General features: G+C 68.6%; 22 protein-coding genes and 1 pseudogene. 9 read left to right on the top strand and 14 right to left on the bottom strand.

The annotated features are described in order from the left end of the window. Positions 1-16 precede the first annotated feature (16 nt). Positions 17-1,090 carry an alpha/beta hydrolase gene (locus ABIE41_RS18630; protein WP_192641754.1) on the top strand — a complete coding sequence of 358 codons (1,074 nt, stop codon included), beginning with the start codon at positions 17-19 and terminating at the stop codon, positions 1,088-1,090. A 31-nt stretch (positions 1,091-1,121) separates the two neighbouring features. Here ABIE41_RS18630 and ABIE41_RS18625 read toward each other — a convergent pair whose 3' ends face one another. The 4 genes from ABIE41_RS18625 to ABIE41_RS18610 are packed head-to-tail and all read right to left on the bottom strand — an operon-like array spanning position 1,122 to position 2,580. Beyond that, on the bottom strand, positions 1,122-1,370 hold the full coding sequence (locus tag ABIE41_RS18625; RefSeq protein ID WP_192641753.1) for a hypothetical protein: 249 nt from the start codon (positions 1,368-1,370) through the stop codon (positions 1,122-1,124). A gap of 19 nt (positions 1,371-1,389) precedes the next feature. Then, positions 1,390-1,857 (bottom strand): TerB family tellurite resistance protein, encoded by a 468-nt coding sequence (locus ABIE41_RS18620; RefSeq protein ID WP_192641752.1) that lies wholly within the window; start codon positions 1,855-1,857, stop codon positions 1,390-1,392. A gap of 3 nt (positions 1,858-1,860) precedes the next feature. Next, positions 1,861-2,172, bottom strand: a complete 312-nt coding sequence (locus ABIE41_RS18615; RefSeq protein ID WP_192641751.1) for a hypothetical protein — start codon at positions 2,170-2,172, stop codon at positions 1,861-1,863. A 3-nt stretch (positions 2,173-2,175) separates the two neighbouring features. Further along, positions 2,176-2,580, bottom strand: a complete 405-nt coding sequence (locus ABIE41_RS18610; protein ID WP_192641750.1) for a DUF4112 domain-containing protein — start codon at positions 2,578-2,580, stop codon at positions 2,176-2,178. Positions 2,581-2,874: 294 nt separating this feature from the next. On the opposite strand from ABIE41_RS18610, the gene ABIE41_RS18605 reads away from it, so the two are divergent. Next, the gene (locus ABIE41_RS18605) at positions 2,875-3,867 is read left to right on the top strand and encodes a TerC family protein (RefSeq protein WP_192641749.1); all 993 of its coding nucleotides are present in this window, start codon (positions 2,875-2,877) and stop codon (positions 3,865-3,867) included. Between the two features lie 21 nt (positions 3,868-3,888). Here ABIE41_RS18605 and ABIE41_RS18600 read toward each other — a convergent pair whose 3' ends face one another. The 4 genes from ABIE41_RS18600 to ABIE41_RS18585 form a co-directional block, all read right to left on the bottom strand. Beyond that, positions 3,889-4,569: an aspartate/glutamate racemase family protein gene (locus ABIE41_RS18600; protein WP_192641748.1), complete on the bottom strand. Its 681-nt coding sequence runs from the start codon at positions 4,567-4,569 to the stop codon at positions 3,889-3,891. A 16-nt stretch (positions 4,570-4,585) separates the two neighbouring features. Then, the gene (locus ABIE41_RS18595; protein WP_192641747.1) at positions 4,586-5,503 is read right to left on the bottom strand and encodes a 3-hydroxyacyl-CoA dehydrogenase NAD-binding domain-containing protein; all 918 of its coding nucleotides are present in this window, start codon (positions 5,501-5,503) and stop codon (positions 4,586-4,588) included. A gap of 19 nt (positions 5,504-5,522) precedes the next feature. After that, positions 5,523-6,497 (bottom strand): Bug family tripartite tricarboxylate transporter substrate binding protein, encoded by a 975-nt coding sequence (locus ABIE41_RS18590; protein WP_192641746.1) that lies wholly within the window; start codon positions 6,495-6,497, stop codon positions 5,523-5,525. Between the two features lie 76 nt (positions 6,498-6,573). Further along, positions 6,574-8,298 (bottom strand): IlvD/Edd family dehydratase, encoded by a 1,725-nt coding sequence (locus ABIE41_RS18585; RefSeq protein WP_192641745.1) that lies wholly within the window; start codon positions 8,296-8,298, stop codon positions 6,574-6,576. A gap of 62 nt (positions 8,299-8,360) precedes the next feature. Between ABIE41_RS18585 and ABIE41_RS18580 the strand changes: the two genes are divergently transcribed. Both ABIE41_RS18580 and ABIE41_RS18575 read left to right on the top strand, forming a co-directional pair. Further along, positions 8,361-9,041: a GntR family transcriptional regulator gene (locus ABIE41_RS18580; RefSeq protein ID WP_192641744.1), complete on the top strand. Its 681-nt coding sequence runs from the start codon at positions 8,361-8,363 to the stop codon at positions 9,039-9,041. Positions 9,042-9,143: 102 nt separating this feature from the next. After that, a complete protein-coding gene (locus tag ABIE41_RS18575; RefSeq protein WP_354192769.1) occupies positions 9,144-11,087 on the top strand; it encodes a heavy metal translocating P-type ATPase in 1,944 nt (647 codons plus the stop codon). Between the two features lie 16 nt (positions 11,088-11,103). On the opposite strand, the gene ABIE41_RS18570 is transcribed toward ABIE41_RS18575, so the two are convergent. The 3 genes and pseudogenes from ABIE41_RS18570 to ABIE41_RS18560 all read right to left on the bottom strand — a co-directional run bounded on the left by ABIE41_RS18570 (position 11,104) and on the right by ABIE41_RS18560 (position 15,693). Continuing rightward, positions 11,104-11,826, bottom strand: coding sequence for an endonuclease/exonuclease/phosphatase family protein (locus ABIE41_RS18570; RefSeq protein WP_192641743.1), 723 nt, complete (start codon positions 11,824-11,826; stop codon positions 11,104-11,106). A gap of 10 nt (positions 11,827-11,836) precedes the next feature. Beyond that, on the bottom strand, positions 11,837-13,258 hold the full coding sequence (locus ABIE41_RS18565; protein WP_192641742.1) for a phospholipase D-like domain-containing protein: 1,422 nt from the start codon (positions 13,256-13,258) through the stop codon (positions 11,837-11,839). A gap of 60 nt (positions 13,259-13,318) precedes the next feature. Next, a pseudogene (locus ABIE41_RS18560) lies at positions 13,319-15,693 on the bottom strand (phosphoketolase family protein). Positions 15,694-15,887: 194 nt separating this feature from the next. Here ABIE41_RS18560 and ABIE41_RS18555 point away from each other — a divergent pair. Next, positions 15,888-16,100: a hypothetical protein gene (locus tag ABIE41_RS18555; RefSeq protein WP_192641741.1), complete on the top strand. Its 213-nt coding sequence runs from the start codon at positions 15,888-15,890 to the stop codon at positions 16,098-16,100. Positions 16,101-16,112: 12 nt separating this feature from the next. Here ABIE41_RS18555 and ABIE41_RS18550 read toward each other — a convergent pair whose 3' ends face one another. After that, positions 16,113-16,832: a GntR family transcriptional regulator gene (locus ABIE41_RS18550; RefSeq protein ID WP_192641740.1), complete on the bottom strand. Its 720-nt coding sequence runs from the start codon at positions 16,830-16,832 to the stop codon at positions 16,113-16,115. Positions 16,833-16,930: 98 nt separating this feature from the next. Between ABIE41_RS18550 and ABIE41_RS18545 the strand changes: the two genes are divergently transcribed. The 4 genes from ABIE41_RS18545 (at position 16,931) to uxuA (ending at position 21,000) form a co-directional block, all read left to right on the top strand. After that, the gene (locus ABIE41_RS18545; RefSeq protein ID WP_192641739.1) at positions 16,931-17,911 is read left to right on the top strand and encodes a C4-dicarboxylate TRAP transporter substrate-binding protein; all 981 of its coding nucleotides are present in this window, start codon (positions 16,931-16,933) and stop codon (positions 17,909-17,911) included. An 85-nt stretch (positions 17,912-17,996) separates the two neighbouring features. Further along, entirely contained in the window at positions 17,997-18,503 is a 507-nt protein-coding gene (locus ABIE41_RS18540; protein ID WP_192641738.1) for a TRAP transporter small permease, read from the top strand. Between the two features lie 10 nt (positions 18,504-18,513). After that, positions 18,514-19,791, top strand: a complete 1,278-nt coding sequence (locus ABIE41_RS18535) for a TRAP transporter large permease (protein ID WP_192641737.1) — start codon at positions 18,514-18,516, stop codon at positions 19,789-19,791. A gap of 15 nt (positions 19,792-19,806) precedes the next feature. Beyond that, positions 19,807-21,000: a mannonate dehydratase gene (gene uxuA, locus ABIE41_RS18530; protein WP_192641736.1), complete on the top strand. Its 1,194-nt coding sequence runs from the start codon at positions 19,807-19,809 to the stop codon at positions 20,998-21,000. A gap of 48 nt (positions 21,001-21,048) precedes the next feature. On the opposite strand, the gene ABIE41_RS18525 is transcribed toward uxuA, so the two are convergent. After that, positions 21,049-21,714 carry a GntR family transcriptional regulator gene (locus tag ABIE41_RS18525; RefSeq protein WP_354192763.1) on the bottom strand — a complete coding sequence of 222 codons (666 nt, stop codon included), beginning with the start codon at positions 21,712-21,714 and terminating at the stop codon, positions 21,049-21,051. A 55-nt stretch (positions 21,715-21,769) separates the two neighbouring features. Next, positions 21,770-23,173, bottom strand: coding sequence for an NAD(P)H-dependent oxidoreductase (locus tag ABIE41_RS18520; protein WP_192641734.1), 1,404 nt, complete (start codon positions 23,171-23,173; stop codon positions 21,770-21,772). Positions 23,174-23,196 lie beyond the last annotated feature (23 nt).

Here is a 23,196-nt window from a genome sequence, read left to right as displayed (position 1 = left end):
GCAGGGACGACACATCATGCCCTTCGATCCTCGCTCCGGGTTGCTGGCGCTCGTGCTGCTGGCCCTCCCGCTGGCCGGCTGCGCCTCCCGGCAGGATGTGATGATGCCGGTCGCGCTCGCGGCCGGCACGGCGGGGGCACAGACCGTCGACATGATGGTCGCGACCACGCGGGCGCCCGCCTCGGACCCGGCGCTGATGTTCACCGGCGAGCGGGGCGACGACCTCTCACTCTCGAACGTGGTCGTCTCGATCCCGCCCGACGACGCGCGCCAGAAAGGCACGATCCAGTGGCCGTCGCCCGGCCGCGCCGATCCGCGCACCAGCTTCCTGACGCTGAAGGCACAGCCGATGGCCGAGAGCGCCATCATGCCCTGGTTCCGGCGCAACGCCGGCGACACCCGCCGCGTGCTGTTCTTCGTCCACGGCTTCAACAACGGCTATGCGGACGCGATCTACCGCTTCGCCCAGGTCGCCCATGACCTGAAGTTCAAGGCGGCGCCGATTCTCTTCACCTGGCCCTCGCGCGCCAGCGCCCTCGACTATCCCTATGACCGCGAGAGCGCGACCTATTCGCGCTTCGGCCTGCTGCTCGGGCTGGAAAAGGCGATCGAGAGCCCCGATGTGGCGGAGATCACCATCGTCGCCCATTCGATGGGGGCCTGGCTGACGGCAGAGGCGTTGCGCGATCTCGGCCTGAAGCACGGCGCCGTCTCGCCCAAGATCCGCACCGTCGTGCTGGCCTCGCCCGATATCGACGTCGATGTCTTCAAGCGCCAGGTCATTGAGATGGGCAAGACGCGGCCGCGTTTCATCGTCGTGACCTCGCGCAACGACCTGGCCCTGCGTCTGTCGCGTTGGATCGCGGGCGATGTCGACCGGTTGGGCGGGGCCGATCTGCGCCGTCACATCCCCTTCCTTCAGTCGCTGGGGATCGAGGTGATCGACGCCACCGACACGAAGACGGACGATCCCTCCGGCCACAACACCTACGCCGCCTCCGACGAGGTGCTCCGGAGGCTCGCGGAGGATATGGGCAAACGCGCGCCGCTGCGCCTCCTGCCGCCGATCCGGCGCATCGCGTCGCGCTGAGGGGGCGCCGCGGACGAAGTCGCGGCGGTGGTCAGACGTCGCGCACGGCCTGGATGCCGATGCGCAGCGCGGCGAGCCCAGCCGTCGCGGAGGCCAGCAGCGCCGCCCGCGCATTCAGGATCTGGGTGCGGTTGAGCACCGTCACCAGCCGGTTCATGTCGGCCGCGTCCAGTTCCTCCAGCCGGCTGATACGGCGCAGGCGCTGGCGGCTCGCGAGCCACCAGACATAGGACGAGGCGAGGGCGCAGAGCCCGATCAGTCCGTCGAGCAGAACGATCAAGGAAAGTCGGCTCCGAACCTCAGGCCCTCGCCAGCGCGGCGAAGGCCCCGGCCGCGACCGGGTCGACGCCGAGCTGGCGACAGATCTTCACCAGCGCCGACTGCTCCTCGACGATGTAGTGGCCGTCGGCCTCACCGATCAGCCGGCAGGTCTCGATCAGCGCCTGGGCGAAGCGCGCCTTGCCCTGGAGCCGTGCGATCGTCGAGAGCGCGGCGCGCTCGCCGGCCGCCGGGTCGATTTCGAACCGGGCGGTGGCATGCTCGAACTCGGCCAGCAGCTCGGTGCGCGAGTGCTCGTCGAGCAGGCCGAAGCGGGAGAGGGAAGTCGCCATGCTGTCATGCTCGGCCGGGCGCACGATCCCGTCGGCATAGGCGATCAGCGCGCAGGCGGCAGCGATGGTCTCGATCTGAAGGCTGGCTTCCTCGTCATGCCAGAGGTCGAGGTCGCGCTTCAGATCCCGTTGGCTGCGTTGGGTCCGGGTCGGCATGGCTCAGGCCCTCCAGTTGCGGGGGTGGGACAGGGACGGGCGGCGCCGGCCCAGGAAACGGTTGGCAAGGCCGACAAGGCCCAGGATGAGCACCGCGCCCAGCGCCCAGACGATCACCACGATGATCTCGCTCGCATTGCCGAGGCTGCGGAAAGCCCAGGACACCGTCTCGACGATCTCGGGCACGCCGGAGACCTGGTCGGCATTCGCCGCGGCCCAGTTGCTGGTCCAGTCGAGCAGGGCGTGGCCGCCCCAGGCGACGAGGCTCCAGAGCCCCAGGACGACGAGGCCGCCCAGCCAGATGAGATTGCGCATCGCTCAGACCCTCCCGCCGAAGCCGGAAGGCGGCGCCCCGTCGATGGCGCGCAGATGGCGGCGCAACTCGTCGATATTCTTGAGATTGGCGCGGTAGAAGGCGTCGCCGAACCAGCCGACCACGGGGATGGCGCTGATCGCGAGGTCGATTCCGACGCGCCCCGCCATCCGGCAGACCGTCAGTGTCGGCAGCCCATGGCGCCTCGCCTCGTAGACGAGATAGGCCGAGACGCCCTTGGCGATGACGGTGCCGACACCGGGGATGACGTTCAGCAGCGCGTCAGCGCCGACACGGAAATTGGTGCCGGGCACGCGGATGGCCGAATCGAGCAGCCTCGCGATGGCGTCCAGACGTTCGAGGGTTTCGGCCCGCGAGCGGGCGGGTGACAGGTCATAGGCAATCGACATGGCGTCGGTGCTCCCAAGATCGGAGCGCAGCAGCGCTCGTCAGGTGGAAGAGTCCGACATCGCAGCGTCGCTGCCAGAGGGGCCCGGACCCGGGTTCCCGCTGGAGATTGGGAGTGATGCCTCATGCGTCAAGGGCGGGGCCGATCCAATATTTTTGCATGACGGTTCTTGACGGCCGCCGGATCCGCTCCCACCTCGGGCGCACCCGTTGATCCGGGCCCCTCTGGCGAGCGCTGCCGGCGCGTTCGCGATGTCGGATCGTTTCCCGATGTCGCGCCCGGCTAACGGTCGATCATGGATTTCGCTTTCTTCGCCGCCGACTGGCTCGGCAAGCCCGCTTGGATGTGGCTGGCCTTCATCGGCATCGTCGCGGCCCTGCTCGCCTTCGATCTCGGCGTGCTCCACAAGGAGCACCGGCCGATCGAGGTGAAAGAGAGCCTTGTCCTCTCGGGCACCTATATCGGCCTGGGCCTCGCCTTCGGCGCCTGGGTCTGGTGGTATCTCGGCGCCGAGCCGGGCATGAACTACCTGACCGGCTTCGTCGTCGAGAAGACGCTGGCGCTCGACAACGTCTTCGTCATCGCACTGATCTTCGCCTTCTTCGCGGTGCCCGCGCATTATCAGCATCGCGTGCTGTTCTGGGGCATCCTCGGTGTCATCGTGCTGCGCGCGATCATGATCGGGCTCGGCGCGACGCTCGTCTCCCAGTTCGGCTGGGTACTCTACATCTTCGCGGTCTTCCTGATCGTCACCGGCGTGAAGATGCTGGTGATGGGCGACAAGCCGCCCGCGCTCGAGAACAATGCCCTGATCCGGTTGATGCGGCGGCGCTTCAACGTCACCGACGAGCACCATGGCGAGCGCTTCTTCGTGAAGCAGCCCGATCCGGCGACCGGCAAGCCGGCCTGGTTCGTCACGCCGCTCTTCATGGCGCTGATTGCGATCGAGATCGCCGACCTGATCTTCGCGGTCGACTCGGTGCCGGCGATCTTCGCGATCACGACCGACCCGTTCATCGTCTACACCTCGAACATCTTTGCGATCCTCGGCCTGCGCGCGCTCTATTTCGCGCTGGCCGCCGTGATCGAGCGCTTCCGCTATCTCAAGCCCGCGCTGGCGATCGTACTGGTGTTTATCGGCTCGAAGATCTTCATCGCCGACCTGCTCGGGCTGGAGAAGTTCCCGCCGGCCGTCTCGCTGAGCGTCACGCTCGCCATCATCGCCGCCGGCATTGTCTGGAGCCTGTTCAAGACGCGCGGCGGCGCCGCTCGCACAGGCGAGGCCTGAGCCGCCGGACGGGCGCGGCGCCTAAGCGCCGATCGCCCGCTTCAGCCCACGGATCGCGGCTTCCGGCGTCGTCACGACGCGAAGCCCGGTCGCCGCCTCGATGGCGGGGCGGGCGCGGGCCAGCGAGAACTGCCCCAGGATCAGCGTATCGATGCCTGAGAGCTTGGCGGCCGCCTCGGCCGCCAGCCGGTCATGGGTTGGGCCGTCGCCGGCCTTCAATGCCGCAAGCGCCCCCTCGACCATGACGCCGGTGACCTCGACGGGGCCGCCTGCCATCTCGCGGATCTCCTGGGTCAGCGAGGGCAGGGAGGGGGCGAAGGTCACCATCAGCCCGATCCGCCCGCCCAGCGCCAAGGCTTCGGCGAAGGCGGATTCATTGGGCCGCAGGACCGGGATCGGCAGCGCCCGCTTCACCGCGTCGATGGCCGGGCCGAAGGCGGAGCAGGTGAAGAGGATAGCCCTGGCCGGTCCGGTGGTGGCTTCCGTCGCCGCAGCATAGCGTCCCAGCGTCAGGAAGCGCTCGGTCATCGCCGCGTCGAGGCGCCCGCGCGCGGCGAGGTCGGTGGCGAGCGAGGTGTCGAGCAGGTCGAAGGCCTTCGCCTCCGGCCAATGCCCGGCGAAGGCGGTCCGCGCCGGCAGCACGGATTCCTCCAGCGCGTGGATGAGCGCGATGCGCGGGGCGGCGTTGGGGATCGGGGTCATCGGGTCGTCTGCCTCGTCACTCGCTGACCAGCGTGCGGGCCTTCAGCACGGCCAGCAGACCTTCGTCGCGGCGCGCTTCCAGTTCGGCGATGCTGCGCCCCTGCGCCTCCTCGGCGACGCCGGCGACGATCTTCGCCTGCGTCTCGGCATCGAGCGACGGATCGCCGAGCGACTGCCAGCGCCGCACCTGGCTCGGGCCTAGATGGGCGAGATAGCCCGCGATGCCGCCCTCGCCGCCGCCGAGATGATAGGTCATATGCGGCCCCATCAGCGACCAGCGCAGCCCCGGCCCGTTGCACAGCGCCGCGTCGATGTCGGCGACGCTGGCGACGCCCTGCTCGACCAGGTAGACCGCCTCGCGATAGAGCGCCGAGGCCAGCCGGTTGGCGATATGGCCGGGCATTTCGCGGTTGAGCACCACGGGCCTGCGCCCGAGCGCGCGATAGAAGGCGGCGGCCCGTTCGACGACGCCTTCATCCGCGCCGACGATCTCGACCAGCGGCACGAGATGCGGCGGATTAAACGGATGGGCCACGACGACCCGCTCCGGCCTCGCGCAATCGGCGACGATGGTGCTGCGCACCAGCGCCGAGGTCGAACTGGCGATGATCGCGTCCGGCGGCAGAGCCGCGTCGATCTGCGCGAGGAGCGCGCGCTTGACCGCCTCGTTCTCGGGCCCGTTCTCTTGGACGAAGCCCGCGCCGGCCAGCGCTGCCGCGAGATCGGTCGAGAACGAGACCGAGCCGGTCCCCGTCAGGCCGAGTTCGGTCAGTTGGGCGCGGGCCCGCGCGACATGGCCGAGGAAGCGCTCGCGCGCCGCCTCATGCGGATCATATGCGCTGACGGTCAGGCCATGGGCGCTGGCGAGGGCCGCCCAGCTGGCGCCGATCATGCCGGCGCCGACGATGGCGAGATGCTGGACGGGCTGGCTCATGACGGACGGACCTGGCGGCTCACTCGGCCTTGATGCCGCTGGTCTTGATCAGATCGCCCCATTTGGCAATCTCGCTGTCGATGCGCGCGGCGGCTTCCGCCGGCGTGCTCGGCTTGGGCACCACGCCCTGCAGCGCGAAGGCCTCCTTCAGCTTCGGGCTCTGCAGCGCCTTGTTGAGTTCGGCATTGAGCCGGTCGAGGATCGGCTGCGGCGTGCCGGCCGGCGCGAGCAGGCCAAACCAGGACGAGACCTCGAAGCCGGCCAGCCCCTGCGAGATCGCCGTAGGCGTCTCCGGCATGAAGGGCGAGATTTCGGTGCCCGTGGTGGCGATCGCCCGCAGCGTCCCGCCCTTCACATGCTGGAGCACGGCGGGAATGGTGTCGAACATGATCTTGACCTGGCCGGCGACCATGTCGGTCATGGCCGGGCCGGAGCCACGATAGGGCACGACCGGCATCTTGGTGCCGGCCTTGAGGTTAAACAGCTCACCCGAGAGATGCTGCGGCGAGCCCTGACCGGAGGAGGCGTAGGAATAAGCCTCCGGATTGGCCTTGATCAGGGCGATCAGCTCGGGGACCGTCTTGGCGGTCACGGAGGGGTGGACGACGAGGGCGAGGCCGACATTGCCGGCAAGCCCGATCGGCACGAGGTCCTTCTTGAGGTCGAAGCCCGACTTGGCCTGCAGCCCGACATTGATCGAATGGCTGGTGAGCGCGCCCATGAGCAGGGTGTAGCCATCGGGCTGGGACCGGGCCGCCGCCGCGGCGCCGACGCTGCCGCCCGCGCCGGCGCGGTTCTCGACGACGACGCGCTGGCCGAGCCCGTTCGACATCTCCTCGGCGACGACGCGGCCGATGATGTCGGTGGCGCCGCCCGGCGCATAGGGCACGACCGGCGTGATCGGCTTCTGCGGATAGGCCTGGGCGAAGGCGCCGCCGGGGAGGGTGAGCGACAGGCCGGCGATGAGGCCGACGAGATGGCGGCGGTCGAGCATGGGAGTATCCTCCGAAGGGGTCGCAAAGGGCCGGTTGGTCCGGTCTCGTTCGAGAAGCTTGGGCCGGGCTGGCCGGTCAGCAGAAATCGAAGTCGCAGCCTTCGTCCGCCTGCAGGACGGTGGTGAGGTAGAGATGGCGGTAGCCGCGGCTCTCCTGCGTGAGATGGGCCGGCGGCTGCCATTCGCTTTTGCGCCGCTCCAACTCCGCATCGTCGACCAGAAGCGCAATCTCGCGCGCCTCGACGTCGAGCCGGATCATGTCGCCGTCGCGAACGAGTCCGAGCGGGCCGCCGACGGCCGATTCCGGCGTGATGTGCAGCACGATGGTGCCAAACGCCGTGCCGCTCATCCGGGCGTCGGAGATGCGGACCATATCCTTGACGCCGGCCTGGGCCAGCTTCTTGGGGATCGGGATGTAGCCGGCCTCGGGCATGCCGGGCGCGCCCTTCGGCCCCGCATTGGTCAGGACCAGTACGTCGTCGGCCGTCACGTCGAGGTCGGGGTCGTCCATGCGGCGGACCATGTCCTCGACGGACGAGAACACCACGGCGCGACCGGTATGCGTCAGCAGGGCCGGCGAGGCGGCCGAATGCTTGATCACCGCGCCGCCGGGCGCGAGGTTGCCGCGCAGCACGGCCATGCCGCCGGTCGGCTTCACCGGGCTCGCGGCGGTGCGGATGATCGTCTGGTTCGGGATGTCCTCGGCCGCGTCGGCGATCTCGCCGATGGTGCGCCCGTCGATCGTCGGCGCCGAGCGGTCGAGATGGTCTCCGAGCTCCTTCATCAGCTTGGGCACGCCGCCGGCCCAATGGAAATGCTCCATGTAGTGGTCGCCGGACGGCTTCAGGTCGATCAGCACCGGCACCTTCCGACCGATGGCGTCGAACTCCTCGAGATCGATCGAGAGACCGGCCCGCCGCGCGATGGCGGCGAGATGCACCAGCCCGTTGGTCGAGCCGCCGATCGCCTGCAGCACGGTCAGCGCGTTGCGGAAGGCGGTTTTCGTCAGCAGTTCGCTGGGCTTCGGCCCGCCCTGGGCCAAGCGCACAGCCTCGCGACCGCTCGCCTCCGCGGCGCGGATGCGGTCGGCATGGGTGGCGGGGATGGTGCCCGAGCCGGGCAGCGCGATGCCGAGCGCCTCGACCAGGCAGCCCATCGTGCTCGCCGTGCCCATCACCATGCAGGTGCCTTGCGTCGGCGCGAGCCGCCCGCTCAGCACCTCGATCTCGGCCTCGTCGATCTGGCCGGCGCGGTGCTGGCCCCAGAGGCGGCGGCAGTCGGTGCAGGCGCCGAGGATCTCGCCCTTGTGGTGGCCGACGAGCATCGGTCCCGTGATCAGCTGGATCGCCGGGACGTCGGCGCTGACGGCGCCCATGAGCTGGGCCGGAACGGTCTTGTCGCAGCCGCCGATCAGCACCACGGAATCGCAGGGCTGGGCGCGGATCATCTCCTCGGTGTCGATCGCCATCAGGTTGCGAAGGAACATCGAGGTCGGGTTGGCGAAGGATTCGTGGATGGAGATCGTCGGGAACTCCATCGGCAGGCCGCCCGCCAGCATCACGCCGCGCTTCACCGCCTCGATCAGCCGCGGCACGTTGCCATGGCAGGGATTGAAGTCGCTGAAGGTGTTGGTGATGCCGATGATCGGCCGGTCGAGCGCATCGTCGGAGAAGCCGGCGGCCTTGATGAAGGCCTTGCGCAGGAACAGCGAGAAGCCCGGGTCGCCATAGGTCGCCAGATTGCGGCGCAGACCGCGTGCCGCCGGAGCCGCGGATGGGGTATCGTCGTCGGAAGCGCTCATAGAGGCAGCATTAGAGCTGTCGCCATGATTGTCAACAATCCTGGCGAAGGTTACGATCGCGCATGCCAGAGACCACTTTGAAGGCCCAGACCGCCGATCGAGTCCGCTCCGTCGCTGCCATGCTGGAGGAGGAGATCGTCCTCGGCTGGCTCCTGCCGCGCGAGCGCCTCGTCGAGGAGGAGCTCGCGGAACGGCTCGGGGTGAAGCGTCATGTCGTGCGCGAGGCGCTGGCCGAGCTCGAGCGGGTCGGCCTGGTCGAGCGCATCCCCAACCGCAGCGCCGTGGTCCGGCTGCTCGACCCCGCCGAGGTGCGTCAGATCTATTCCGTACGCGAGGTGTTGGAGACGCTCGCCGCCGAGCAGATTCCGCTGCCCATTGCACCGGACGTCCTGGGCCCGCTGCGCGCGTTGCAGCAGCTCCATGCCGAGGCGGTCGCGGCGGGCGATGCGCGCGGCGCCTTCCGGGCCAACATCCGCTTCCACGAGACGCTGTTTCGCGCCTGCGGCAACCCTCATCTGGTCGAGCTGATCCAGGGGCTCGCCCAGAAGGTCCATGGCGCCCGCTCGATCACCGCCGCCAGCCCCGAGCATCTGGCGCTGGCGCGCGACGAGCATGCCGCGATGGTCGAGGCTCTGGCCGGCGGCGACCGCGGCCGCCTCGTCGCGCTCTGTCGCCAGCATCTCGGCCCCTCGCGCGACGCGTATATTGCCGCCGTAGAGGCGCGTTTCGCGCGGCGGCCTTGATCCGCCGCAAGGCGGCGATCGTCCTGCAGGCCTAGCTCTCCCGTGGGCAGCAGCGACCGGCAGGAGCCGACCGCCGCACAGCTGCCGAGCGGGAGAACGCCCATGACGATGGTCGACGAGAAGGCCGCCGTCCTGGAGCGTAAAGCGACGGGTGCGCGGCTCCATGCCCGCGACGACGTTCACCAGCACGCGCCCTTCGAGGCCCTGGCGGTCGTCCGCATCGCCGTCGCGGCCCTAGGCGCTGCGGCCGTCTGGTTGCAACTCTACGAGCCCGTGGCCCAGATCAGCGTCATCGGCCTTCTGGCGCTGGGCTTCAGCGTCTGGCCGGTGTTGCGGGAGGCCCTGGCCAATCTGCTCGCGCGACGCATGACCATGGAACTCTCCATGCTCATCGCGATCGCCGCCGCCGCCGCGATCGCGGAAATCTTCACGGCGCTGGTCGTCACCCTCTTCGTCCTCGTCGCGGAGGAACTCGAGCATCTCACGATTGCCCGCGGCCGCCGCGCCATCGGCGATCTCGTCGCCTTCATCCCGCGCGAGGCCCGCATCCGGCGTGGCGACGGGACGGTGACGGTGCCCGTCGATGCGGTCGCGATCGGCGACGTCGTGCTGGTCAATCCGGGTGAGAAACTCCCCGTCGACGGCGTGGTCCTGGCCGGTCATTCGCTGGTCGACCAGTCCCGCATCACCGGCGAGTCCATGCCCGTCGAAAGAGCGGTGGGCGACGCCGCCTATGCCGGCTCCATCAACCATATGGGCGCGCTGGAGATCGCGGTCGAACGCGTCGGGCGCGACACCAGCTATGGCCAGATCATCGAGGCGGTGGAGGCTGCCGAGCAAAGCCGGGCCCCCGTGCAGAAGCTGGCCGACCGGATGGCGGGCTATCTCGTCTATGCCGCCGCCTTCGCCGCGGTCCTGACCTGGCTGATCACACGCGACCTGCGCGACACGATTTCGGTCATCATCGTCGCCGGTGCCTGCGGCATCGCGGCGGGCACGCCGATCGCCATCCTCGGCGGCATTGGTCGCGCGGCGCGCCTGGGCGCGATCATCAAGGGCGGCGTCCATCTCGAGACGCTGGGGCGGGTGGATACGCTGGTCCTCGACAAGACCGGCACGCTGACGCTGGGCCAGCCGGGCGTCGAGCAGATCCTGCCGGCGGGGGGCGTCGATCCGCTCGAATTGCTGCGGCTGACGGCAGCGGCGGAAATGCGCTCCGAACATCCGCTGGCCCGCGCCGTCGTCGAGGAAGCGAGCGCGCGGCGTCTGTCGGTGCCGGAGCCGACATCGGCCGAGTTCAAGGTGGCGCGCGGCATCACCGCCATGGTCGAGGGGCGCATCGTGCTGGTCGGCAATCGCGCGCTGCTGGAGGAAGCCGGTATCGCGGTGCCCACCCGTGACCATCCGGTGGTCGGCTCGGATATCGTCGTCGCGGCGGATGGGCGCTTTCTCGGCGAGATCATCGTCGCGGACGCGCTTCGTCCGGAGGCTGCCGCAGCGATGGCGGCGCTGGCCGATATCGGCGTCAGGACGCTGCTGTTCTCGGGAGATACGGCTGCGGTGGCGACGAGCGTCGCCCGTCAGATCGGCATTGCCGAGGCCGTCGGCGACATGCAGCCCCAGGACAAGCTGGCGCGGGTGCGCAGGCTGGTCGGGGAAGGGCGCGTCGTCGGGATGGTCGGCGACGGCGTCAACGATGCGCCGGCGCTCACGGCCGCCAGTCTCGGCATCGCCATGGGCGCGGGCACCGACATTGCCAAGGACAGCGCCGACATCATCCTGATCGGCAACGACCTGCTCAAGCTCGTCGAGACGCTGCGGATCGCGCGACAGACGCGCCGCGTGATCTGGCAGAACTTCGCGGGAACGCTGATCGTCGATGCGGTCGGCATCGCGCTGGCGGCGACCGGCCATCTCGACCCCGTCATCGCCGCCTTCATCCATGTCGGCTCGGAACTGCTCTTCCTCGCCAATGCGGCGCGGATGCTGCCGAGGGGAGAGGAGCAGCCGGCGCCGGCTGCGGCGTCGGCCGTGCCCGCGACCTGAGGCCGGGCGATCGCGCTCAGGCGGCGCTGACCATCGCGGCCTGCAGCCGCGACACGTTGATCCGGGCCGTCAGCGGCAGATGGTCGGAGGCCTTCCGCGACAGCGCCGTGTCATGGATCGCAAGTTCGGAGATCAGCCCGTCCGGCCACGCCAGGATGCGGTCGAGCGGCAGCATCGGCCGGCGCGAGGGAAAGCTCGGCGGGTGCTTTATGTCGGCGAAATGCGGGACGAGCACGTCGAGCGCCGAGCGCCGCCCGCGCCGCCACTCGTTGAAGTCGCCGAGCAGGATGGTCGGCATCGGCGTGAGTTCGAGGAAGGCGTGCAGCAGCGTCGTCGCCTGGTCGATGCGCGAGCGCCGCAGCAGGCCGAGATGCGCCGCGATCACGCGGAAGCGCCCCTCGCCGAGGTCGAGCTCCGCCACCACCGCGCCCCTGGGCTCGACGCCGGGAAGTTTCAGCCGGAAGCGCCGGTAGGAGAGGGGCTCGCCGCGCACCAGCAGCGCATTGCCATGCCAGCCATGCCCGTCGACGACATCGGATTGGACCAGCAGGTGCAGGCCCGTCTCCCGCAGGATCGCAGCAGGGTCGAGCAGGCCCGTGCGCTGCCCGAAACGTCGATCGACCTCCTGCAGCGCTACCAGATCGGCCCCGATCTCGGCCAGAACGGAGACGATGCGATCGGGGCGGACGCGACGGTCGGTGCCGCGGCATTTGTGGATGTTGTAGGATGCGACCTTCACGCGACCTCGCTCACAGATAGGGCATCAGCAGCCGCGCCGCGGCGTCGCGGATTTTTACGATCGGCCAGCGCGCATCGATCTGCTCCAGCGTCACGGCCTCGCCGCGCTTGCCGTCGATCAGCGCCGCGATGCGAACCGCCAGCTCCGGGGCATACAACTCCACTGTGATTTCGAAGTTCAGTCGCAGGCTGCGCGCATCCCAGTTGGCGCTGCCGATCAGGCTCCAGCCGTCGTCGATCGTCGCCAGCTTGGAATGGTCGAACGGATCGGGCGAATGCCAGATCCGGCAGCCGGCCTTGAGCAGGGGACGGATATGGGCCTGCATCGCCCATCCCATCAACCGGTGGTTGTTGCGCCGGGGGATGACGATGTGAACCTCGACGCCGCGCAGCGCCGCAAGCTGCAGCGCCGTGATGATCTGCTCGTCCGGCAGGAAATAGGGCGTGGCGATCCGCAGGCTGGAAGAGGCCGTGTTGATCGCGGCGAGCAGCACCAGCATGAGCTGGTCGACGCTCTGGTCGGGACCCGACGAGATGACGCGGGCCGGCGCTCCGCCCTCGGCCGGCATTGAGGGGAACCAGGCCTCGCCCTCCAGCGATTCGCCCGTCGAGAAGGTCCAGTCGTCCTGGAAGCTCTCCGTGATCTGCCGCACCACTGGCCCCTCGACCAGGAAATGCACGTCGCGCACCGGCTCGGGCGGCCGGTCCGCCACGCAATTCTCGCCGCCGATGTTCAGCCCGCCGACGAAGGCCATGCGGCCGTCGATCAGCAGGATCTTCTTGTGCAGGCGCAGGTCCAGCAGCGGCATCTTCCATGGCAGCAGCGAATGCAGATAGCGTGCCGCCGGAACGCCCTCCCGCCGCAGGGCGTGATAGGCGCGCGAGAACAGGAATCCGCCGCCGAAGCCGTCGATCAGCACGCGAACGGCGACGCCGCGGCGATGCGCCCGCACCAGGGCCGCGACGAACTTCAGGCCGAGTTCGTCCGTGCGGAAGATGAAGGTCGAGAGCGCCACGCTGGTGGTGGCGGCGTCGATCGCGGCCAGCATCCGTGGATAGGCCTGGTCGCCGCATTCTAGCACGGCGGAAACCGTGCCGGCCTCGGGCCGGGCCCGCGTGATGCGGCCGACCGCGCGTTGGAGGCTGCCCGTCGGCCCCGCCGCCACGGTGCCGCGCTGGCTGCGGGCATGCTCCTCGGCACCACGCAGGCGCCGCGCCCGGCGCTTTACCCGGTTGATGCCGAAGCCGAAATAGAGCAGCGGCCCGAAGAAGGGCGACAGCCACGCCAGCCCGATCCAGCCGATTGCGGCCGGCACGTCGCGTTTGCGCATGAGGGCGTGGATGGTCACCATCCCTGCCGTCGCGACATGGATCGCCGTCAGCAGCAGCGGGCCTTGGCTGGCGAGGCTCGTAATCAGGGCGGCGGCGTCCATGGCGCTCTGCCCATACTATGAAGCGCCGCGCTTGGACATCGCCCAAGGCGCCGCGCGTCCTCAGCGGGCCACCGTCTCGCTGCCCCAGCGCCAGTCGCGGATCTCCGGCATGTCCTCGCCATGCTCGCGGATATGAGCCGCATGAGCGATCAGCCGGTCCTCGAAGCGCCGGCGGGCGCGCTCTGCCTCCGGGCCCGGCTTCGTCAGCCGTTCGATGGCTGCGATGGCGAGGTGGAACCGGTCGAGCCCGTTCATCACCAGCATGTCGAAGGGCGTCGTCGTCGTGCCTTCCTCGCGATAGCCGTGGACATGCAGGCCGGCATGGTTGGGCCGGTCATAGGTCAGCCGGTGGATCAGCTGCGGATAGCCATGGAAGGCGAAGATCACCGGCTTGTCGGCCGTGAACAGTGCCTCGAAATCCGCGTCGCTCAGACCGTGCGGATGCTGCCTGCGGCTCTGCAGCGTCATCAGATCGACCACGTTGACGACACGCAGGGCGAGTTCCGGCAGCGCCTCGCGTAGCAGGGCTGCCGCGGCCAGCGTCTCGATCGTCGGCACGTCGCCGGCACAGGCGAGGACGATGTCGGGCTCGCGGCCCGCGCGCTCGCTCCCGGCCCAGGACCAGATGCCGATCCCGGCTTCGGCATGGTCAGCCATTGCGGCGCCGGGGCCTTGCCGGCGACGATGACGTTGATGCGGTCATAGGTCCGCAGGCAGTGGTCGGTGACCCAAAGCAGGGTGTTGGCGTCCGGCGGCAGATAGATCCGCGCCGTATCGGCCTTCTTGTTGGCGATCAGGTCGAGGAAGCCCGGATCCTGATGGCTGAAGCCGTTATGGTCCTGCTGCCAGACATGCGAGGTCAGGAGGTAGTTCAGCGAGGCGATCGGTGCCCGCCAGGGGATCTCGCGCGAGACCTTCAGCCATTTCGCATGCTGGTTCACCATCGAAACGACGATGTGGATGAAAGCCTCGTAGCAGGAGAACAGGCCGTGCCGGCCGGTGAGCAGATAGCCCTCGAGCCAGCCCTGGCAGAGATGCTCGCTCAGCACCTCCATGACGCGGCCCTCCGGCGCGAGATGCACGTCCTCTGGCAGGATCGTCTCACGCCAGACACGCTCGGTCACGTCGAACACCGCATCGAGCCGGTTCGAGGCCGTCTCGTCGGGGCCCATGATCCGGAAATTGCGGGCCTCCGCATTGAGGGAGACGACCTCCTTCAGGAAGCGGCCCATCGTGCGCGTCGCCTCGGCGACCGCGCCGCCGGGGCCGGGCAGGGCGATGGCGAAGCGGCGATAATCGGGCAGCTTCAGCTCGCGCTTCATATGCCCGCCATTGGCGTGGGGGTTGGCGCCCATCCGACGTGTCCCCGACGGCGCCAGCGCCTGCAACTCCGGCTTCAAGCGGCCGTCCTCGTCGAACAGCGTCTCGGGCGCGTAACCGCGCATCCAGTCTTCGAGCAGCTTGAGATGGCCGGCATCGCCGCGCGCATTGGCGATCGGCACCTGATGCGAGCGCCAGAAGCCCTCGACCTTCTTGCCGTCGACGGTCTTCGGCCCGGTCCAGCCCTTGGGGCTGCGCAGCACGATCATCGGCCAGCGCGGCCGCCCCGTGACCTCGCCGCCATTGCGGGCCTGCTGCTGGATCGCGCGGATGCGGTCGCAGACGAGGTCGAGCGTCCCGGCCATTTGCTGGTGCATCAGGTCCGGCTCGCTGCCCTCGACGAAGAAGGGTTCGTAGCCGTAGCCGACGAGCAGGCTGCGCAATTCGTCGGCCGGCATGCGGGCCAGGATCGTCGGGTTGGCGATCTTGTAGCCGTTGAGATGCAGGATCGGCAGGACGGCGCCGTCATGTACCGGATCGAGGAACCTGCTCGAATGCCAGGCCGCCGCGAGCGGCCCGGTCTCGGCCTCGCCATCGCCGACGACGCAGGCGACGATCAAAGCGGGATTGTCGAAGGCGGCGCCGAAGGCATGGACCAGCGCATAGCCGAGTTCGCCGCCCTCATGGATCGAGCCCGGCGTCTCGGGCGCGGCATGGCTGGGGATGCCGCCGGGAAAGGAGAACTGCCGGAACAGCTTGCGCAGGCCCTCCGCATCCCGCGTGATCTCGGGATAGGTCTCGCTGTAGGAGCCTTCCAGATAGGTGTTGGCGACCATGCCCGGCCCGCCATGCCCCGGGCCGCAGACATAGAGCATATCGAGGTCGCGCGCCGCGATCACCCGGTTGAGATGCGCGTAGATGAAGTTCAGCCCCGGCGTCGTGCCCCAATGGCCAAGCAGGCGCGGCTTGACGTGCTCGGGTCTCAGTGGCTCGCGCAACAGGGGATTGGCGAGCAGGTAGATCTGGCCGACCGAGAGATAATTCGCCGCGGTCCAGTAGCGGTGGAGGAGCGAGAGTTCGGCCGGGCTCAGAGGGCTCGGCGTTGCGTGGCTCATCGAGACGTCCTTCGCGGTTGCCGGCGGAAGGGACCACGCCGTCTGGCCGCGCGCCCTGATCGAGCGCAAGAGGTCCGAAAAGAAGCGGGACAGGTGGCGCCGCAGGCGGGACCGTGCTGGGCGCAGCGGTGCCGGTCCACAGAACGGCGCATCCGTCCTATAGCTGACGAACTTCAGCGAATCGCGAGAGTTCCATGGCCAAGCTCTGCCAGTTCACCTCGCCGGCCGACGGCAAGCCGGTTTACGTCAATCCCGACCGGGTCAGCGTCGTCTACAGCTTCAAGGGCGAGCCGCCGGACACGATCATCGCCTTCGGCAAGGACTTCATGCTCGGCGTCGCCGAAAGCCTGGAGGAGACGGTCGCCCGGCTCGATGCCGCCAGAGCGACACCTTCCTCCACAGGCTGAACCCGGCCGGCCTCAGCCCGAAATCGGACGGGCGTGCGGGGGGACGTCGCTGCGGTCGAACACGTCCGGGAAGCGCTCCGCCAGTCGGGGCAGGGCGCTCAGAATTTCGCGCAGATGGGTCCGCATCGCCGCCTCGGCCCGCTCAGGATCGCGCGCCTTGATGGCGTCGAGAATGGCCTCGTGCTGGGCGATCAGCAGCGCCAGCGGCGAGGCGTCCGGCAGGCTGAGATAGCGCACCCGGTCGGTCTGGGCGCGCGCGCTTTCGACGACGCGCAGCGCCGGTTCGCACTCGACGCAGTCGGCGATGGCGCGATGGAAGGCTTCGTCGAGGGCATAGAAGCGCGCTGAATCGCCGGCCTCCGCTGCCAACTTCTGTTCATCGACCAGATGCTCGATCCGCGCGACGCCGGCAGCATCGATCAACTCCGCGGCGCTGCGCACCAGCGCGCATTCGATCGCCTCGCGCACGAAGCGGGCGTTGAGCACCTCGCGCACCGAGATCTTGACGACATAGGTGCCCCGGCTCGGCAGCACCTGGAGCAGGCCCGCTTCCGCCAGCTTGATGAAAGCCTCGCGCACGGGCTGGCGACTTACGCCATAGCGCAGCGCGACCTCTTTCTCCGAAAGCGCTTCGCCGGGCTTCAGGTGCATCTCGATGATCGCCTGCCGCAGGATCTGGATGATCTGCGGGACGATGGGGTCCGCCAGCTTGAGCGAAACGGGGCTGTGCATACGGCTTGCCTTCTCCCAAGGTAGGGCTATCATACCGGTATGGTGCCATACATCAATGCGTCCCAAGACGCGTCGAGCACCGCAAGGGAGGGTATCAGATGTTTACCGTGAACAGGCGCACGCTGTGCGCGCTCGCATTGGGGGCTGTCGCCCTCGCACTGCCCGCCGCCGCCCAGGCGCAGGCCCAGCTCAACGTCAACACTGCGCTGACCCGTGACGACCCGCTCTACAAGGGGCTGGAGCGAATGCGCGATCGGATCGCCGAGCGCTCCAAGAATCAGCTCACTGTCCGCATCTTCCCGGGCTCGCAGCTCGGCAAGGACGAGGACGTGCTGGAACAGGCCCGCGCCGGTGCTAATGTCGCCGTCGTCGTCGATGGCGGCCGTCTCGCCGTATTCGTGAAGGAGTTCGGCGTGCTCAGCGCGCCCTACCTCGCAGACGGCTTCCAGGGCGTGCGCAAGGTCGTGACCTCGCCGCTGTTCGAGACCTGGGTCGCCAAACTCAGGACGACGTCGGGCCACCAGGTCCTGTCGTTCAACTGGTGGCAGGGCGACCGGCATCTGATCACCAACAAGCCGGTCAAGGTCCCTGCCGACCTCGCCGGTGTCCGCATGCGCACGCCGGGCGCGCCGGTCTGGATGGAGACGATCCGGGCCATGGGCGCGACCCCGACGCCGATGGGCTGGGGCGAGGTGTACCCCGCCATGCAGCAGAAGGTGATCGACGCGGTCGAGGCGCAGCACCCCGCTACCGTCGGCTCGAAGCTCTATGAGGTCGCCAAGCACGTCACCAAGACGAGCCATTTCAACCTGATCACCGGCATCGTCACCAGCGCCGCCTGGTTCGACAAGCTGACGCCCGAGCTGCAGACCATCCTGCGCGAGGAATCGCTGGCGGCCGGCGACTACGCCTCCAAGCTGACCGAGGAGTCGCTCGCCGGCTTCGAGGAGACGATGAAGAAGAACGGCATGACCATTGCCGAGGTCGACAAGAAGCCCTTCGTCGACGCGACCCAGGGAGTCTACGAGAAGCTCGGCTACACCGAACTGCGCGCCGAGGTCGTGAAGCTCCTGAAGTAACCGGGCCCGTTTGCCCCATGCCATCCGGTGGCGCGCGCCCAGCGCGCCGCCGCCCTTCCGCGCGAACCGAGTAGGCCACGCCGCCATGTCGCACTTCCTGATCTCGGCCGAATTCCTGGTAGCCAAGGTGCTGCTGGCGGCGATCGTGGTCCTCGTCTTTCTGGCCGCGCTTGGCCGCAGTTTCGGCTACCCGCTGATCTGGTCGATCGACGTGGCGCAGTTGCTGTTCATCTGGGTCTGCTTCCTCGGCGCAAACCGGGCCATGCGGCTGAAGGCGCATATCGGCGTCGATCTCTTCGTCCGAAAGCTGCCGCGCACGCCGCGCTGGTTCATCGAAATCGGGCTCGCCTTGCTGGCGCTCGCCTTCCTCGGCGCGCTCGCGGTCTCCGGCTATCGTCTCACGTTGCTGAACTGGCAGCGCGTCTATGGCGACAGCGGCATCTCCTATGCCTGGGTCACCGCGGCCGTTCCGGTCGGGGCCGCTTTGCTGGCGCTCACCATCACAATCAACCTGGTCCATGCGCTGCGGACACGCTCGCTGGTCTTCTATGCCGATCGGGGCCTCGACCGCTCCGACAGCCAGCTCGGGTAAGGCGCAACCGATGTTGATGCTCTGGGGTCTCTTCTTCCTCCTGATGTTCCTCGGCCTGCCTGTGGCGCTGGCCATCGGCATGTCCGGCTTCTCCTTCTTCGTCCTCTCCGGCTCGATTCCGCTCGGCATCGGCGTGCAGCAGATCGCCACGGCGTCGCAGAGCTTCCCGCTGCTGGCCGTGCCGTTCTTCGTGCTGGCAGGGCACATGATGAACAAGACCGGCATCACCACGCGGCTGGTCGCTTGCTCGAACGTGCTGGTGTCCTGGATGGCCGGCGGCATGGCCCAGGTCTGCATCCTCCTCTCGACGCTGATGGGCGGCGTCTCCGGCTCGGCCGTCGCCGACGCCGCGATGGAGGCGCGCATTCTTGGCCCGGACATGATCCGGCGTGGCTATTCGAAGGGCTTTACTTGCGCGGCGATCGCCGTCGGCTCGCTGATCACGGCGACGATTCCGCCGAGCCTGGGCCTGATCCTCTACGGCTTCGTCGGCAACGTCTCGATCGGTCGGCTCTTCCTTGCCGGCGTCATTCCCGGCCTGCTGATGATGGTGGCGCTGATGACGGTCGTCTGGCTGGTCGCCCGCAAGCGCGGCTACCATTCCGCGACCAAGGAACTGCCCACCCGGCAGGCGGTCTGGCGCGCTGTCGTCGATGCCAAATGGGCGCTGCTCTTCCCCGTCGCGCTGCTGCTCGGCATCCGCGCCGGCATCTTCACGCCCTCCGAGATCGGCGCTTTTGCCGTCGTCTATGCCGTGGTCGTGGGCATCTTCCTGCACAAGGAGCTGACCTTCGAGAGCTTCATGGAGGCGCTGGGCGAGGGCGTCCTCGATGTCGGCGTGATCATGCTGATCATCCTGCTCTCGGGCATGGTCGGCTATGCGCTGATCTTCGAGCAGGCGCCGCAGGAGGTCGCCGAATGGATGCTGGGCCTGTCCCAGAACCCGCTGGCGATCGTGATCCTGATCCTGATTTCGCTGCTGATCGCCGGCTGCTTCGTCGAGAGCACGGTGCTGGTCCTGCTGCTGACGCCGATCTTCGTTCCGATCGTCACCAAGCTCGGCGTCGATCCCGTGCATTTCGGCATCCTGATGATGTCGATCGTAACGCTCGGCTCGATGACGCCGCCGGTCGGCGTGGCGATGTACACGGTCTGCTCGATCCTGGACTGCTCGATCGAGGAGTACTTCATCGAATCGCTGCCCTTCATCGCGGCGATCCTCGCCGTGGTGCTTTTTCTGGCCCTGTTCCCAAGCGTCGTGCTCTTCCTCCCCAACCTGCTGATGTGAGCCGAGGCCGATCCGATGAAACAGACCTGGCGCTGGTTCGGCCCTGACGACGCCGTCACGCTCGCCGCCGCACGGCAGGCCGGTGCGAGCGGCATCGTCACCGCGCTGCACCACATCCCCTATGGCGAAGTCTGGAGCGTCGCCGAGATCGAGAAACGCAAGGCCGAGATCGCGGCGCCGGGCTTCGGGCTCGACTGGTCGGTGGTGGAGAGCCTGCCGATCCATGAGCGCGTGAAGCTGGGGGAGGGTGATCTCGAGCCGATCTTCGCCAACTACCGGCAGTCGCTGGCGAACCTCGCCGCCTGCGGCCTGAAGACGATCTGCTACAACTTCATGCCGGTGCTGGACTGGACACGCACCGAGCTCGACCACCCGCTCCCGGCCGGCGCGCGCGCGCTGCGCTTCAACGCCCATCAATATCTCGCCTTCGACTGGCTTATCCTCGAGCGTCCCGGCGCCGAGGAGGGGCATCCGCCCGAGCTGCTCGACAGGGCGCGGGCCTGGTTCGAGGCCTCGACGCAGGCCGACCGTGACCGCCTGCTCGCCAACATCATGGCCGGCCTGCCGGGCGCCTATGACCGCTACGACGTGCCGAGCCTGCGGGGCATGCTGGCGCGCTATGCCGGTATCGACGCCGATGCGCTCCGGGCGAACTTCGCCCGCTTCCTGCGCGCTGTGATCCCCGCCGCGCAGGACCTCGGCATGCGCCTGTGCGTGCATCCGGACGACCCGCCACGCCCGCTCTTCGGCCTGCCGCGCATCGTCTCGACGGAGGCGAACATCGCGACCGTTCTTGACATGGTCGATCTGCCGGCGAACGGGCTGACGTTGTGCTCTGGCTCGCTCGGCGCCCATCCCGACAACGACGTGCCGGCCATCGCGCGTCGCTTCGCCGACCGGATCTGGTTTGCGCATCTGCGCAATGTCGCCAAGGACCCGGATGGCTCCTTCATGGAAGCTGAGCATCTCGGTGGCGACACCGACATGGTCGCGCTGATCGCGGCGCTGCTCGACGAGGAGGCCCGGCGCCGTGCCGAAGGGCGCGCCGATTGGGAGATCCCGATGCGGCCCGACCATGGCCACGAGATTCTCGACGATATTGGCCGCGGCAGCTTCCCCGGCTATCCGGCGATCGGCCGCCTGCGTGGGCTGGCGGAACTGCGGGGCGTCATGACGGCGCTCGCGCATCCCGCGCGCCGGCAGGGCTGATCCGGCTCCGCTTGCGGGCCCGCCTCGGGGCTGCAAGCGACGCTGCGACTAGAGAACCTCGCGCACCCGCAGCAGTGTCGAGTCCATGTGCTGGCCGATGATGCGGCTGAGTTCGGTCGCGTCGCGCTTGAGCAGGGCCGCCATCATCTCCTCGTGCTCGGCGACCGCACCGGCCCATTTCATCGGCCCCTCATTGCCGACGAAGCGCAGCCGCTTGATCCGCGACTGCAGCGTGCCGTGCATCTCCACCAGCACGGCATTGCCGGAGGCCGCGACGATGGCGCTGTGGATCGCCTGGTTGAGCTTGAAATACTCCAGCCGGTTGCGCGTCTCGTAGAGCGCCAGCATCTGCCGGTGCAGGCTGTGAATCTCTTCGATCGTTGCGTCGGAGGCTGTCTCGCAGGCGATGCGCCCGGCCAGCTGTTCGAGTGTCTTCAGCACCTCGAGCACATCGGCGAGGTCGCGCGCCGAGAAGCGCCTGACGATCGCGCCCTTGGCCGGCAGGATCTCGACCAGCCCCTCGCTGGCGAGTGTCTTGATCGCCTCGCGCAGGGGTGTCCGCGAGACGCCGAGCTGCGCGCCCACCAGCCCTTCATTGATGCGCTGGCCGGGCTCGAGCCGCCCCTCGATGATCATGTCCCGGACCCGTTCCAGAACCTCGTCATGAAGGGTCCGCCGCGTGATCCTTGGGTAGTCGATTGCAGGCTCGCTCATCGCCGTTTCACCGATCCTGTCATTGTGCCGGTTACGGCATGGGAACCCGATGCTGTCAAACGCCGGCGCCGGTCTCGCTTGCGAAGAGTGCATCCTGCCGCCGGCGCATCGCCAGCAGGCCGGAGCCGCCGTCGATCTCGACATCGCCGAGGCGGATGGCTTCGCCCGCCCGCACCGGGCGCATGAGGCGCCGATCGGCGACGAGGTAGAACGGGGCGGGGCGCTCATCGGCGAGCGGCGCTGCGGGGCGGACCTCGGCGCCGACATTCTGGATGCTGTGATGATGGCCGCCCATGGTCAGAACCGTCCCGGCCGCGAGATCGGCCTGCGCCACCGCCACCAGATCATGCCGCGGACGGTAATCCTCGCCATAGCCGGAGCGGCCGAGCCCGGCAGCGTCGAGCACCGAGGTCGCGACCTCGACGCCGAGCAGATGCCGCGGCAGATACAGCATCGCGGTTGCGCCCGAGCGCGAGACGACATGGCCCTTGCCGGCCAGCATCTCCCAGGTCTCGGCATTGTCGCAGGTGACGACGATGAAGACGCCGCCCGCGAAGCTCGCCTCTTCGGCCAGCCGCAGATGGTGGAAAACGTCGATGCGCCGCGTGCCGGTCATCAGCCCGCCCTGGCTCTGCAGGGCAAACAGATCTGCCAGCTCCGGAATCCGCGCTGGCGGCGCATGGAAATCCGGCCGGTCGGCCTGGAAACCGAGCGAATTGGCGACCAGCGTCATCTCGCAGAGATCAGGGACGGCGCGCAGCGGAAACGCTTCGCCCAGGATGCGCGCCCGCGCGGCGGCGGCCTCGACCGGCGATCCACCGCCCAGCCAGTGATCGCGCAACGCCGGGAGCGAGCGTGTCACGCCGTTGCAGGTCACCGCACCCGTGCCGGGATCGAAGACGAAATCATATTCGCTCGACTTGCCGACGGCGATGATCTCGAGCCCGAGCACCTCGGCCCAGCTCGCCAGGCCGATCAGCAGGCTCGGCTGGTCGCCATCGACCGGCGTCACCACCACGCCGGCATCGCGTGCCAGCCGGGCGAGGCCTGGCCCGACGACGCTGTCGGCCTCCTTCGAGACCAGCGCGACATGGCGCCTGGCCTCGATCGCCAGCAGGCTGTGCCGGGTCGCGGCCTCCGGGCTGCCGGTCGCCTCGGCGAGCAGCTGGAAGGGCAGGGCGATGACCGTCTCCAGGCGCCCGGCGGCGACGCAGCGGCCGGCATCCCAGGCGGCCCGGGCCTCGGCCGGCGTCTCGCAGAGCGCGATCTCGCGCTTGTCGTAGCCCGCCGCCTCGAACGCACGGCCAGCGGCCTCCGCCGTCACGTCGACCGCGACGCGCGCATTGACGAGCGGGATCCTGCGGGCCTGGGCGAGGTAGCTGCGGCCAAAGCCGCCGCTGCCGACAAGGCAGGTCTCGATCGGCTGCATGATGCCGGCATAATGGGCGTGAAAATTCATTGGCTCCTCCCGGGCGGCTCGTT

It is taken from the genome of Bosea sp. OAE506 (assembly GCF_040546595.1).
In the GTDB taxonomy this organism is placed as follows: domain Bacteria; phylum Pseudomonadota; class Alphaproteobacteria; order Rhizobiales; family Beijerinckiaceae; genus Allobosea.
The sequence above is the reverse complement of the archived record's forward strand: the minus strand, read 5'-3'. Positions and strand labels throughout refer to the sequence as shown.

Excerpts from the sequence above, each read along its gene's own strand:
- ABIE41_RS18630 (WP_192641754.1), top strand. The coding sequence starts at position 17 with ATGCCCTTCGATCCTCGCTCCGGGTTGCTGGCGCTCGTGCTGCTGGCC.
- ABIE41_RS18620 (WP_192641752.1), bottom strand. The coding sequence starts at position 1,857 with ATGCCGACCCGGACCCAACGCAGCCAACGGGATCTGAAGCGCGACCTC.
- ABIE41_RS18615 (WP_192641751.1), bottom strand. The coding sequence starts at position 2,172 with ATGCGCAATCTCATCTGGCTGGGCGGCCTCGTCGTCCTGGGGCTCTGG.
- ABIE41_RS18610 (WP_192641750.1), bottom strand. The coding sequence starts at position 2,580 with ATGTCGATTGCCTATGACCTGTCACCCGCCCGCTCGCGGGCCGAAACC.
- ABIE41_RS18605 (WP_192641749.1), top strand. The coding sequence starts at position 2,875 with ATGGATTTCGCTTTCTTCGCCGCCGACTGGCTCGGCAAGCCCGCTTGG.
- ABIE41_RS18600 (WP_192641748.1), bottom strand. The coding sequence starts at position 4,569 with ATGACCCCGATCCCCAACGCCGCCCCGCGCATCGCGCTCATCCACGCG.
- ABIE41_RS18595 (WP_192641747.1), bottom strand. The coding sequence starts at position 5,503 with ATGAGCCAGCCCGTCCAGCATCTCGCCATCGTCGGCGCCGGCATGATC.
- ABIE41_RS18590 (WP_192641746.1), bottom strand. The coding sequence starts at position 6,497 with ATGCTCGACCGCCGCCATCTCGTCGGCCTCATCGCCGGCCTGTCGCTC.
- ABIE41_RS18585 (WP_192641745.1), bottom strand. The coding sequence starts at position 8,298 with ATGAGCGCTTCCGACGACGATACCCCATCCGCGGCTCCGGCGGCACGC.
- ABIE41_RS18580 (WP_192641744.1), top strand. The coding sequence starts at position 8,361 with ATGCCAGAGACCACTTTGAAGGCCCAGACCGCCGATCGAGTCCGCTCC.
- ABIE41_RS18575 (WP_354192769.1), top strand. The coding sequence starts at position 9,144 with ATGACGATGGTCGACGAGAAGGCCGCCGTCCTGGAGCGTAAAGCGACG.
- ABIE41_RS18565 (WP_192641742.1), bottom strand. The coding sequence starts at position 13,258 with ATGGACGCCGCCGCCCTGATTACGAGCCTCGCCAGCCAAGGCCCGCTG.
- ABIE41_RS18555 (WP_192641741.1), top strand. The coding sequence starts at position 15,888 with ATGGCCAAGCTCTGCCAGTTCACCTCGCCGGCCGACGGCAAGCCGGTT.
- ABIE41_RS18550 (WP_192641740.1), bottom strand. The coding sequence starts at position 16,832 with ATGCACAGCCCCGTTTCGCTCAAGCTGGCGGACCCCATCGTCCCGCAG.
- ABIE41_RS18545 (WP_192641739.1), top strand. The coding sequence starts at position 16,931 with ATGTTTACCGTGAACAGGCGCACGCTGTGCGCGCTCGCATTGGGGGCT.
- ABIE41_RS18540 (WP_192641738.1), top strand. The coding sequence starts at position 17,997 with ATGTCGCACTTCCTGATCTCGGCCGAATTCCTGGTAGCCAAGGTGCTG.
- ABIE41_RS18535 (WP_192641737.1), top strand. The coding sequence starts at position 18,514 with ATGTTGATGCTCTGGGGTCTCTTCTTCCTCCTGATGTTCCTCGGCCTG.
- uxuA (WP_192641736.1), top strand. The coding sequence starts at position 19,807 with ATGAAACAGACCTGGCGCTGGTTCGGCCCTGACGACGCCGTCACGCTC.
- ABIE41_RS18525 (WP_354192763.1), bottom strand. The coding sequence starts at position 21,714 with ATGAGCGAGCCTGCAATCGACTACCCAAGGATCACGCGGCGGACCCTT.
- ABIE41_RS18520 (WP_192641734.1), bottom strand. The coding sequence starts at position 23,173 with ATGAATTTTCACGCCCATTATGCCGGCATCATGCAGCCGATCGAGACC.